This window comes from Mesorhizobium sp. L103C105A0 (assembly GCF_000502215.1).
Taxonomy (GTDB): Bacteria; Pseudomonadota; Alphaproteobacteria; order Rhizobiales; family Rhizobiaceae; genus Mesorhizobium.
In genome coordinates, this window is record NZ_AYXF01000002.1 from 1,005,769 (window position 1) to 1,017,903 (window position 12,135).

12 protein-coding genes are annotated in these 12,135 nt (G+C 60.5%); 5 read left to right on the forward strand and 7 right to left on the reverse strand.

Features of this window, described 5'->3' with window-relative positions; all coding sequences use genetic code 11:
• Nucleotides 1–41: 41 nt before the first annotated feature.
• Both X727_RS155120 and X727_RS155115 read right to left on the reverse strand, forming a co-directional pair.
• Nucleotides 42–869, reverse strand: a complete 828-nt coding sequence (locus tag X727_RS155120; RefSeq protein WP_023736090.1) for a transporter substrate-binding domain-containing protein — start codon at nt 867–869, stop codon at nt 42–44.
• Nucleotides 870–1,167: 298 nt separating this feature from the next.
• Complete coding sequence (locus X727_RS155115; protein WP_023712240.1) at nt 1,168–2,370, reverse strand: MFS transporter; 1,203 nt, start codon at nt 2,368–2,370, stop codon at nt 1,168–1,170.
• 176 nt (nt 2,371–2,546) lie between these two features.
• On the opposite strand from X727_RS155115, the gene X727_RS155110 reads away from it, so the two are divergent.
• From X727_RS155110 to X727_RS1000000168465, 5 genes are all read left to right on the forward strand, one after another.
• Nucleotides 2,547–3,458, forward strand: a complete 912-nt coding sequence (locus X727_RS155110; protein WP_023744461.1) for a LysR family transcriptional regulator — start codon at nt 2,547–2,549, stop codon at nt 3,456–3,458.
• A 289-nt stretch (nt 3,459–3,747) separates the two neighbouring features.
• Entirely contained in the window at nt 3,748–3,951 is a 204-nt protein-coding gene (locus X727_RS155105; protein ID WP_023667962.1) for a hypothetical protein, read from the forward strand.
• Nucleotides 3,952–4,175: 224 nt separating this feature from the next.
• Nucleotides 4,176–4,430: a hypothetical protein gene (locus X727_RS155095; protein WP_023699977.1), complete on the forward strand. Its 255-nt coding sequence runs from the start codon at nt 4,176–4,178 to the stop codon at nt 4,428–4,430.
• Nucleotides 4,431–4,745: 315 nt separating this feature from the next.
• The gene (locus X727_RS1000000168925; RefSeq protein ID WP_245274140.1) at nt 4,746–5,294 is read left to right on the forward strand and encodes a peptidoglycan-binding domain-containing protein; all 549 of its coding nucleotides are present in this window, start codon (nt 4,746–4,748) and stop codon (nt 5,292–5,294) included.
• Nucleotides 5,295–5,316: 22 nt separating this feature from the next.
• Nucleotides 5,317–5,721, forward strand: coding sequence for a L,D-transpeptidase (locus X727_RS1000000168465; RefSeq protein ID WP_245274141.1), 405 nt, complete (start codon nt 5,317–5,319; stop codon nt 5,719–5,721).
• A gap of 88 nt (nt 5,722–5,809) precedes the next feature.
• Here X727_RS1000000168465 and X727_RS155090 read toward each other — a convergent pair whose 3' ends face one another.
• The 5 genes from X727_RS155090 to X727_RS1000000167830 all read right to left on the reverse strand — a co-directional run bounded on the left by X727_RS155090 (nt 5,810) and on the right by X727_RS1000000167830 (nt 11,996).
• On the reverse strand, nt 5,810–7,780 hold the full coding sequence (locus tag X727_RS155090) for an adenylate/guanylate cyclase domain-containing protein (RefSeq protein ID WP_196814981.1): 1,971 nt from the start codon (nt 7,778–7,780) through the stop codon (nt 5,810–5,812).
• Between the two features lie 90 nt (nt 7,781–7,870).
• Nucleotides 7,871–8,695: a FecR domain-containing protein gene (locus X727_RS155085; protein WP_031247047.1), complete on the reverse strand. Its 825-nt coding sequence runs from the start codon at nt 8,693–8,695 to the stop codon at nt 7,871–7,873.
• Nucleotides 8,692–9,906 carry a tetratricopeptide repeat protein gene (locus X727_RS155080; protein ID WP_198022435.1) on the reverse strand — a complete coding sequence of 405 codons (1,215 nt, stop codon included), beginning with the start codon at nt 9,904–9,906 and terminating at the stop codon, nt 8,692–8,694. The genes X727_RS155085 and X727_RS155080 overlap by 4 nt, the downstream gene beginning before the upstream one ends.
• Before the next feature lie 542 nt (nt 9,907–10,448).
• Nucleotides 10,449–11,636, reverse strand: a complete 1,188-nt coding sequence (locus X727_RS155075; protein ID WP_023744457.1) for a magnesium transporter — start codon at nt 11,634–11,636, stop codon at nt 10,449–10,451.
• A 204-nt stretch (nt 11,637–11,840) separates the two neighbouring features.
• Complete coding sequence (locus X727_RS1000000167830) at nt 11,841–11,996, reverse strand: hypothetical protein (RefSeq protein WP_023681074.1); 156 nt, start codon at nt 11,994–11,996, stop codon at nt 11,841–11,843.
• Nucleotides 11,997–12,135: the final 139 nt, after the last annotated feature.

Below are 12,135 nucleotides of genomic sequence, written 5' to 3' on the forward strand. Positions count from 1 at the left end.
CAATTGAATGCATCCCGCTCAAGCTTTATCCACGACGCTCCTCAGTCGGCGCTGTAATCCTTGCCGTACCACTTGGTGGTCAGTTTCGCGAGGGTACCGTCCTTCTTCATCTCGTCGAGAATGCCGCCGATCTTGGCATTCCACTCGGCATCACCTTTTTCCGCGATCACCACCAGCGGCTCACGGAAGGCATAGCCGCCTTCCAGGACACGCAACGGGTAGCCGTTCTTTATCGCGTTCTGAGCCGTCTGTTCTGGTGCGATGACCGCGTTGAGGCGCACGCCGTCGCCAAGCCTCAAATCGTCGAACGGCAGCATTGAGTCGGCGAAAGTCCTGATCTCACCTGGCTCCAGCTTGTATTCGATGGGCGGCAGGCCGGGAGCATCGATCTCGAGTTGTCTGCGGATGAAATCCTCCGACGTGGTGGCGGTCTCGACGCCGATGATCTTACCGTTCAGGTCGGCGACCGATTTGGCCGGGCTGTCCTTGTGAACCACGTAAACGTAGGGGCTATAATAATAGATGCCTTCGAAATCGATCACCTTGGCCCGCGCTTTGGTCGGCGTCACCGAGCCGACACCCAGATCGTAGCGTCCCTGCCAATGGCCGCCCGTCATCGTCGCCCAGTCCGGCGTGTCGAAACTGACCTCCACACCGAGGCGCCTTGCGATCTCCTTCGAGACGTCGATATCGAAGCCGACCAACTGATTACTGTCGTCGAGGAAACTCTGCGGCGGCCAACCGCTGTTTGTGGCGACCACCATTGCCTTCTTCGAGGTAACCCGGTCGATGGTTTCACCCGCCGACGCCGCAGACGCGAACGCGAGCGTGGTAGTGGCCAAGGCCAGCCACGCGATCAATTTCCTCACTTGAACCTCCCTCTTCATCGTCATTCAGACATATGCTTCCCAGAGCGCGCTCCCGTAGAGAAACAGCAATTGAGAGCGCGGCATGAGATCGATCTCATATCAGCACACATATCGACGAGGGGATCAAGTCCTTTTTCAAGTAGCCAGTTGTCCTCCGGGGGCGCAAGCATCGGCACCCGCACGGTGCGGCGGAACCCGCGTTTGATGTGACGCGCGTGACTTTCAAGACAGAGGAACGAAGGTCTACTTCAACCTACACAGCATCATAGACAGATGGCGGCACAGGATGGCTTGCTGTCTACGAGTTTCCGATGTTCCGGTTAAGCATGGGTGCGCGGCACACCGGCAGCAGCACCAGCAGGATGATGGCGGAGTCGACCCAGAGGACCCTGTTCACGCCCATCGTGTCGACGATCTGACTGGTCGCTAGGGTACCCACGGAGATGGCAAGATTGAAAGTGAAGCAGTAGATGGCCGTCGCGGTCTCCGCGCTTTCTGGTGCTGCACTCAGCACCCACGTCTGCAGCGTGATGGGCGCCGCGCCATACGCGAAGCCCCACACCAGCAGCAGGATGGTTCCTGTGAGCGGCGTGACCCCGAGCAAAGGGAAGAGAGCCAGCGTGGCGCCGAGCCCAATGACGATGCAGGCCAATGTGCGACCGACGGATTTGGCGGCCCAGACGCCTGCGACGGCGTTGCCAATCATTCCGAGAATGCCATACCCCAACAGTAGCCAGCCTATGCTCCCTGCAGTGACGCCCGAGACCTCCAGCAACACCGGGCTCACGAAGGTGTAGGCACCGTAGTGAGCAGCCACCAGCAGTGCGGTCGCAACCACGCCCGCCAGAAGGGCGGGATTGCGCAATTGCGCACGCAGGGCTTTCACCTCCACAGGCTGCGCCGCCTCCAGCTTCGGAAGCACAAGCAGGGCGGCGAGCAGTATGGCAAAGCTCAGACCGGCGAGAGACCAGAACGCGCCGCGCCAGCCGACTAGATCACCGATGATCGTGCCGGCCGGCACGCCCAGCACCGCAGCGGCACTTACACCGCCGAAGACAATAGTCATGGCGCGCGGCACGGACGGTCCAGGAACAAGGCGTACTGCGATGCTCCCGGCTATCGCCCAAAAGCCACCGATGGTGATCCCGACGAGCAGCCTGGACGCGAGCAGAACGGGAAAGTTCGTTGCAAGCGCTGAAATCACGCTCGCCGCAGCCATTGCCGCGAGCAGGCCCGCCATCAGAATACGCCGGTCGAGCCTCCCCACTGCCAACGGCAAACCGATAGAAGCGAACGCCGCAATTACGCCGGGTATCGTCACCGTGAGACCGCCACTCCCAATAGAGACATTCAACTCGGAAGAAATTGCCGGAATCAGCCCCACAGGGAGTTGCTCCGCAGTGATCATCGAAAAAATACCCAGCGATACGGTGAGCACGGAGAGCCACATGCGAACAGTGGCTCCCTGTTTCTCCTGAAGGGCTGCTTTGGTCAGAGACATGATCACCTCCAGCCCGCAAGAAGGCACTCGACGCCGACGTTTCGGGCAAATGTTAGAGAGACGGATCGGGCAATTGATCCCGGCCTGACTTCAGATAATCTGTCCACCGTGGATTGATAATGGAGGGAAATATGGATGGTGAATTCACGAAACGTGAATGAAAGAGGTGATTGCAGTTGGACCGGCTGACCAGCATGACCGTGTTTGCCAACGTCGTCGGTGAAGGCAGCTTCGCTGGAGCGGCCAAGCGGATGCGACTATCGCCAGCGGCCGTGAGCAAGCATGTCCAAATGCTGGAAGAGTGGCTTGGCGCACGCCTTCTCAACCGGACGACCCGGCGCATCAGCCTGACAGAGGTCGGCGCCTCCGTCTACGAGCGCAGTCTGCGCATAATCGAGGATGTCGAGGAAGTTCGTACGAGCGCGGCCGAGAGCAAGACACGTCCGACCGGCTCACTGCGTGTCAGCGCGCCGATCTCCTTCGGCGCGATGCACCTTGGGAGAGTCGTTGCAGAATATCTCGCGGTCTATCCGGAGGTGTCGGTTGAGTTGGTGTTGGACGACCGTGTGGTTGATATCGTGGAAGAGGGCTTGGATGTCGCGGTACGCATCGCTCCACTCACGGTTTCCAATCTGGTTGCTCGCCGAATCGCGCCCTCACGCGAGGTGGTCTGCGCTTCGCGCGACTATCTGGACAGACGCGGGCGTCCCACAAAGCCGTCGGATCTCCACGACCATGATTGTCTGGACTACGCGTTGCGCGCCAGCCGCGGAAAATGGCGGTTCGACGGACCAAAGGGGGAAGTGGCGGTAAAAATCACTGCACGGATGACGGCAACGAACGGGCAGCTCCTGCGCGATGCGGCGCTGGGTGGAGCAGGCATAGTACTTTGCCCCACTTTCCTTGTTGGAGAAGCCATTCGTTCGGGCCAGCTGGAGACAGTGATGCCCCAGTTCAAGCCGGTAAGCCGGTCGATATACGCGATGTACCCGTCAAGAAGGCATCTTTCCGCCAAAGTTCAAAGCTTCGTGACGCTTCTCGCCGCCCGCTTTGGTGAGAACCCACCTTGGGACAACTTTGGACCATGACGACTGGAATGTTGAGCCCAGAGGCCGCGCGCACTTGCACGGCCTTACTGTGCATGGGACCAGCACCCTGGGCCAAGGGGCGGTGCATATCGAGCCGTCCAGCACCTTTTCGAGACTGAAGCATCCGCTATTTGCCGACGGTCAGTCGCTGAGGCTCAATCCACCGCCCATCCTAAGCGCCGCCACAGCGCAAGTTGTAGCATCTGCGGTGTCTCCGGTTCTCTGCGGCCACCGGCGGAACGGGTTGTAAGCAGGCGCGTTCCTCCAGCGTCAAGCTTGGAGAACATACATGGATGACGAGCTGCGCCTGAAGTTACAAGAGCTGAGCCAAAGCATGCAAACGCGAGCGGCCGAACTTTCGACGCTCGGCGGCAGCGCAGACATAAGTACGGTGATGTCGGGGATCGCCGTCGCTCTGGAGGCGCTACTGGTGATTGCCGAAGAGATGAAAACGCCACGTTCCGGCCCTTCGGTCCTGCCCGACGCTACATGAACATCTCCGATCGTTTGGGAGAGGCTCCAGAGCGAGAGCGCCTACCGCTCACCAGCAAATCGCTCGCCGAGGAACTGGCTTTAATCCACATTCTGGGTTGGAGAGTGGAGAGCGCAATCTACTCGGTGGAGTACTCCAGGTGGGGTGAGCGTCGGCAGAAATGGATTTTGCACTCGACGATGCCTTTTGGGTAATCGAGGACGGCCTTAGGACGGAGGACCACGATGGCTTGGATGGCCGCAATTTGCCCGATTACAGATGAGCAGGCGCTCGTTAATTCGGAGACAGTTGGTGACATCCGGGAGTTTCGCTGTCCGAGTTGCGGCGACTTCAAAATCACGAACTCGGCCACCGCGATGTTCAAAGGCCTATCGGCAGAACAGAAGTTGGAGCGCTTCGAATACGCTAGAGCAATCGCGGGCGACAACGCGATCACAGTGACGACGGAACATGGATCTATCGATACCGAAGATCAATAGAATACCCGCCCGATAAGCCGGTTCCCAGCGCATCTCCTCACTTGCTGCCCTGAGACCATTTGACTGCCGGTCCAGGTAGTGGGCAGTTTGAAGGTAGAAGCTCACGTCAACATGGCCAGACCATTTTTACACTGCCGATCTGCGAGGCCAGCAACGCCTCTCGTGAGGGGCAAGGCATTGGGCATCGAACGTCTCGGACCGGTCGGCGGCGTAAGGCTGGTTGCCTATGATCCTCCTACCGGCGAATGGAACCAGATCTGCCACAGCGCGTCATAGAAGCAGATCAGGTGCGATTTAACGCAAGGAGTGACATCGATGATCAGGCTCCTTCTCCTCCTCGCCATTGCATTCGCCTTCGCATGCGGCGGGACGGAGGCGGCCAAGCTGGATCTAGCCGCGGTAAATCAGGCGCAATTCTCCGCCGGCGACCCGAAAGGGCTCGATCCTGCCGTGCTGAAGGCGCAAATTTTTTTGGATCGTGCGCGCTTCTCACCGGGGCTTATCGACGGCCGCCTTGGAGAGAACTTCGCCAAGGCGGTCAAGGCCTTCCAGGCGTCGAACGGACTGGCGCCAGATGGCAAGCTCACCCAGGCGACTTGGGACAAGCTGATGGCAACCTCCACCAGCCCAGCTCTGGTCACCTATGAACTGAACCGCAAAGATGTACGCGGCCCCTTCACCAAACGCATTTCCGGGGCGCATGGAGAGGATGGCTCGCCTGAGAAGGCTTGGCTATCACGACTCGATCGAGAAGCTGGCGGAGCGCTTCCATGTGAGCGAACCATTGCTCAGGAGGCTAAACCCAGGCACCGGATTCAGGAAAGCTGGAACCACGCTGCTGGTACCAGATGTTGGCCGAGGTGAACCTCCCGCCACCATTGCCGGCGTGGAAGTCGACAAAGGCGCTCATCAGGTGCGCGTGCTCGACCCCTCCAATAAAGCGCTTGCCGTCTACCCTGCGTCGATCGGGAGCGACGAGAAGCCGGCACCAAGTGGGCAGGCAGAGATCCAAAGGGTGGTGCACAACCCGACCTATCACTACGATCCCGATTTTGCATTCAAGGGAGTCAAAACCAAGCGGCCCTTCACCATTGCTGCCGGCCCTAACAATCCCGTGGGATCAATCTGGATCGACCTCTCCATCGAAAGCTACGGCATTCACGGCACGCCCGAACCCGGCAAGATCGGGAAGACCTTCTCTCACGGCTGCATTAGGCTAACGAACTGGGATGCCGAGGACCTCGCCTCAATGGTGCACAAACATATGAAGGTGACTTTCAAGGACGAGTGACGCAAGCCGTCGCATCCCTCGATGGTCGCCGAAACGAGATGTCCGTCTGTGCCCGTGACAATCGCATCTTGCGATCCGCTGGATCCGATCAGCGGATGCTCCGGGTTCGGGGTGTCAGGTCAAGCGGCGCCATTTGCACGGATGGCGGCGAACCAACCACCATGGCGGGGGCGCCAGATTGCTCACCACGTTGGCTCTCTACTTCGCGGCTCATACCTTGTTGAGCAGCTTGCATCTCCGGAACGGTGAAAACCGGCACCTCGCCCTTGAAACCCTGGAGCTCAAAGGCGCCCGCCTGGACGACCGGCATCGATGCTCCTGCCGCAAAGCCGGGTCCAAGCACCAGGGGGATGCCCAGCTTCTTGGTCGTCGATTCGAGCCGTGCCGCGCGGTTCACGGGGGAGCCGATCGCGGTGTAATCGAAGCGCCGTTCGGAGCCGAAATTGCCTACCGAGCAGATGCCGGTCTCGATGGCGACGCCGATTTCGATGGAGCGATGGCCATCCGCGGTGAAGGCGGCGTCTTCGCGCCTCACCCGCTCGATAAGGGCCAGGCCCGCGTCGAGCGCACGCTCACGATGATCGGGTTGATCTAGCGGTGCGTTCCAGAAGGCCAGCACCGCATCGCCCATGAACTTGTCGATGGTGCCGTCGCGCTTGAGGATCTCATCGGTCGCAATGCCGAGGAAATGGTTGACCACCTTGGCGATCTCTTGGGTGTCGAGCTGTTCGCTCATGGTCGTGAAGCCACGTATGTCGCTGATCAAAATGGTGATCTCGCGCTTCTCGCCGGACAGGATTGCCTCGGTGTCCGAGCTTGCGAGGCGCTGCACCACGGAGGGCGACAGATATTGGGAGAACTGTCGCGTCAGGGTGGACCGGCGCTGCTCGCTGCGCCTGTAGAGGACATAGCCTTCGAAGCCCGCAACCATGATGGTTGCAAGCGCCGGCTGCAGCGGGTCATAGAGTGCACCCTGCAGGCTGTACTCGAGAGCGCCGAACACGAACGGCGTGACGGCCAGCAGCGCCAGGGAGAGGGCGCCAAGCACGACACGCCCGGCGAGCACTCCGGAAACCCCGATGAAAACGACGGCACTGAGGAGAAACCAGAGCCGCTCGAGCATACGCGCGTGCGCTGGCTCTGCCAGGAAGCGCCCGGCAAGCATCTGGCCGATCGCATCGGCGTGGATCTCCGCTCCTGGTCGCGCTGGACTCGTCGGCGTGGGCAGGTACTGCGTCAGGCCCACAGCCGACAGGTCGACAATGGCGATGGCGTCCCGCAGCCGCGGATCGCCATGGCCCGAAAGGATAGTGCTGGCAGACAGGCGAGGCGTGTCCGTGGCGGTTTCCCAGAGGCGGATGCTCCCCTCCGGCTCGAGCGGCACAATGGCGCCTGCCATCCTGAGTGCGTCGAACCCGGCTGCATTCATCCGGGCTGTGTAACCGTCCTGTCCAGCGTAAAGGCGCAGGAGCTCGAGTGCGAAAGACGGCCACAGCTGCGCGCGTTGAGGGGTATTGCGAAGCCAGAGCAGCGGCACATGGCGCAGTACGCCGTCGGGATCGGGCAAGGTGCGAATCACGCCGAGGCCTGCGGCGGCGTTCGAGAATTCGGCAAGCGACCCGGTAAGACCGGTGAAGCCGGGAAGTGTATCGGGTACTTGCCCGACGATCGACCAGCCGGCTTTGGGTTCTGCTTCTGAAACCGTCGCTTCATTGCCCAGGCTGACGGCAAGCGCCGTTCGATTTTTGGACAGCGCCGCTGCCAGGCGCTTGTCTCCGGCCATGCCCTCAGGCGAGGTGTCAGCCTCGGGGAGTACCAGCGCAAGCCCGACCACCGCCGCGCCGGATTGCGTGATGCCATCGACCAGATCGGCCAAGAGGCCACGGTTCCAGGGCCATCGCCCATGTGCCTTGAGGCTGTCGTCGTCTATCGAGACGATCACGACAGGATTGCTCGTCGCCTGACGTGGGGCGAGAAACTGATAGAAGTCGTACGTCCGCTCACGCAGGCGCGACAACGGCCCGTCAAAAGCCAAATGGCAAGCGAGCAGCAGGAGCACGACCACAAGGCCGGATATTTTGCGTCTGCCGGCTTGCCGCCAATCAGCCCAGCGCCTACCGACCGAGTGGCTCATCTCGTGCAGCCAGGCCTAATCGCAGTTGTAGTAGTAGCAGCAACCCTCACCCTCACACTCGCCCCGCCGCCCCCCGCTGCCCGCAGGTGGCGTTGGGCTGTCAGGGAATTCCATGACCACTCCTGGCAGTGCGCCGTCCCTGGACCCGCAGACTTTGAGCGAGGAGCCTAGAGCCGACGCACAAATTGCGCTTACGTCCAACCCAGGACCCGGTGCGCCCGGCAGGCCGGTTCCCGCTATCCGGTCGATACTGTCCAAGATCGGGAAGGCGTCGATGCCGCCGTAGCCGGCCAGAAGCTTGCCATCGTCCGACGTGCAGGCGTAGCCCGGGTTCGTGATGACCAGCCGTTTGCCATTGATCGTGCAGGTCATGCGGCCGGCGCGCAATATGCCGACGGTCTGGCCGGCTGCCACCAGCACTTCGATGATGCCGCCTCTCGCTCCGAGCACCATGTGCGGCGTCGCAACCTGCATGACGCCCCCTTTCGAAACCTGGCCGCCATAAAAACGGGCCAGGCCGCTGTTCATCCCGATGTCGATCTTTCCCGACCCGGAGCCCGGATTGTAGACGAACTCATCGATCGTCAGGCTGGTGTTTGGACCAATTTTGGCGCTCGATTCATCCCGGAACACCAGCATTCCGAGACCGGTGGGATTGCTGCGCAACTGGTCGCCGAGTTCGACGCCGGCGCCAACGTTCATCGTCCCGCCGTTATTGCGGACGATGATGGTCTGGTAGGCCGTCATCGACCCGACCGTCTCAGCAGCGGATGGTGCCGCGAAGGCGAGGCAGGCGACAAAAATGACGATCTGATGATACCTCATCGCGGCCTCTTTCAATTGAGCGTCAACGTATAGCTCATGAGCATTTCGAACGATTTTCGGTCGCGGTTGGCGAGGGCGAAGTTGGTTTTGCGGTAGGCGAGATCGACGCTGATCTTCTGCGCTTCCGTCAGCTGAAAATCGCTTTCCGAGGCAATGCGCCAGAAGTCGCTCTTGATATTTGTGCCGATGCCGACGGACAGATCGGGAGTGTCGCTGTGGCCGGCCGATAAGGCGATCTGGTGCGACCATGCGAAAAAATCCGGTACGTTCATCAACAGGCCGCCATAGCGGACCTCGCCCGTATAGCTGCGGCTGATTTCGCCCGATCCGGAAGCGAAGTCATTCGAGCCGACAAAGCGCAAGCCGAGCGCCTGGCCATTGCGGAAGCGGTAGCTGCCGCCTGCCTCATAGAAGACCCTGCTATCCGCGAAAATGCCTTGCGAGGCGCTTAGATCGATGTAGCCGCCACCGGCGAAGAGCGTCGTCTCGACCGTCGGGCGAACGACGAAACGTCCACTGAGGCCGATACCGGTTTCGTAAATGTCGCTGTCGAAACGATCCGTAACGGTGAACGCGGAAAGCAGCAGGCGCAGCGAATCGATCCCGCTGTTGGGCAGTCCCTTGTCCCAGGTTACCGCTGCGTTGCCGTGGATAAAAGTCTTCTCGCCACCCGGAACCGACAGGTCTTCCGTGAAAAGACGCTCAGTCGCGGTCAACGACCCCGAAAGAACGAGCGCGTCGGCACTTGGCGTGCCGAGGTCCCACCGCACAAAACCTTCCGCCTGCCCGTAAGGCGAGACGAAGCTGTCGTCGTCCTGCGCCCCGCCTGGCTCAAAATCGGTGAATGCGCTGAATACGCCGCCGGTCAGGGCGAGTTCCCAGGTGACGCCACGCAACGCGCGCTCGATGCGGGCGAGCAGGCGAACAGCTTCCTGTTGCTCACTTGCGGTCAGACCTCCGACTTCGATGCCGTACTGCACCTGCCGCCGGGCCAATTCATAGGACCCGACATGATAATATAACCGGCTGGCCGCAAGCCGGGCGCGCGCATCGCGCGGGTATTGGATCAGATACTGCTCGATCGAGGAGATCGCCTGATCGTATTGCCCAGCGTTGACCGCAACCGTGACGAATTGGGCGAGCGTCCCATTGTCGGCCGGACTGGCGATGCGGGCCGCAAACGCATCGTCATAGGCCCCAAAAAGACCTTGTGCGCCGGCCGGCAACACGCCGGCACAAAGCAGCGCTGCGGCGACGCCGAAGATCGTTCGAAACGAAGATTGCATGCCGAGAACCCACCCCAAACCCGACTAGTGCGAGAGATTTAGCACGACTGCAAGAAAAAGGCGACTGAACGGTCGCCGGACTTATGCGAGTCCTCAGCAGCTGTTGCAGCTGCGCAACAAGATATCGGGTTTATTCCTATTTCGGATGCGCTGATTGTCAAAAACTCTTCTCGACATTGCTGCACGTGATTGAAGTATTTGGCCCAAGGCTTAACAAACTCAAATCTCATCAGTAGTGGATCGCACAGCCGACAAGATTAATATTGGGTGGGCGATTCTGCGTATCTGGTCACCAGGCTTCAAGGTCACCCACGGCTTCTCCAAAGGCCTTCCGTCGCGTTTCGCAAGAGGCCGGAGAGCTGCCGGAAGGTGCTTCTCACGAGGCGTGTGCGATTCGGCCCGGGTCTTGCAATTTCTTTGAACGCGAGGTCAGCTCATTGCCCGGACTCCCAGGGACGCGTCACCGCACGCAGCTTGCTAGTCTAGAGCACGAGCATGGTTGCCAGCCCCAGCATCAGGCCCATGCCTACAATATCGGTCACGGTGGTGAGGAAGATCGCCGAGGCGACCGCCGGATCGGCGCCTACCCGGCGCAGGCCCAACGGGATCAGCACGCCGGAGATGCCGGACATGAGGCACGATCCGGACATGGCAAGCAGGATCACAAGTGCCAGCATCGGCGCCTGCGCCGCCGACGCCGGTTGCCTCGAGGCATAGAACCACATCGCCGCAGCCGCAACAACGCCGACGAGCGCGCCGTTGGCGGCCGCGAGCGCGCCTTCTCTCATCACCAAGTGCAGCTTCGGTCGTTTGTCCACATCCCCCAGGGCAAGGCCACGCAGCGTCATAGCCAGTGCCTGGCAGCCGGTGTTTCCGCTCTGCCCGGCCAAGACTGGGAGAAACGCCGCCAGAGCGACGATCTTCTCGATCGTGCCTGTGAACGAACTGACCACGAATGCGGCCATGAAGGCCGTCAGGAGATTCAACTGCAGCCACGGATGACGCTTCAGGAAGGCTGAAAACAGCGGCGTAAAAGAGCGCTCCTCCTTCTGGAGGCCTACCATCTGTCCAGACTGGGCGGAAATCTCGATGATTTGCTGCTCGAACAATCGCCAGCCGCGAACCTGCCCGAGCAGCCGGTTCTCCGCATCCACCACCGGATAGACAGGATAGTGACGCCGTACCGCCGCTTTGCATGCGTTACTCAAAGAGAGACCGACATCAAGAGCGAACGGCCTGGGCAGCATGATGTGATCGACAATCGCGTCTGGTTCGCTCAGCATCAGATCGCGCAGGACCGCCAGGCCAACCAGTTTATTGCCCTTGTCCGTAACGTAGAGATAAGTGAGCTCGGTCGGCACCTGGGCGCCTCTGACAGCTTCCACTGCGGCAGCAACCGTCGTCCCGACAGGAACGCTGGCGGGGATCGGGTCCATCACCTCGATGAGCGACTCGGGGATCGCGAAACCCATCTCACTATCATGAGAGCTGATGGGCCGCATATGCTGTGGCAAATGCTCGGCCACCTTACGGGCGTGCCCGTCAGGCAACAGCTTTAGTGTGTCGCGGATGAACTCGGGAGACTCTTTAGCGAGCAATTCAGCTGCGTCATCAGGTGCTCGAGCACGCAGCGTGCGCACCAACTTCTGAACGCCGGTCTCTTCGTTCATTATGATATGGCCCCGCAATTGAAAGTGAAAAAGTAGTGAAGTATCGGATCGCACCGGGGCGGAAATACGACAGCTTCTTCCGGCCCCAGCAGTCCGCCTTGTGGTTCTCGCAAGCGCCGCCTGCACCCTCCTAGCTTGAGAAGGCAAAGCAGACGTCTACATTTTGGGCGTGCCTTCGGTCAGATCAGCACGCGAGTGTCCGCGCTATTTCCCTCGCTTTTCAACCTTTAGATTTGGGAGGTCGGGTCGCTTGGATACCACACCGGCCTCCTTCAAGGCGGTGTATCCAACCTTTTTGAGGAGCTTCTCTGTTTTGGCGCGCTCCTTGTCCAGAGCGGTATCACCTTTGACCTTGGGCATCCGTCCTCCATTTGGTCGTTGTCGTTCGCCGGTAAATGAGATTGCCGGAAATGTCCCGCAGTGTCGTGCTTTGCCCCCTGGCCGAGGACTGAATTGAGGCGCTTTGCCGCCCGGCAGCCTTTGGCGGGAAGCGGACGGG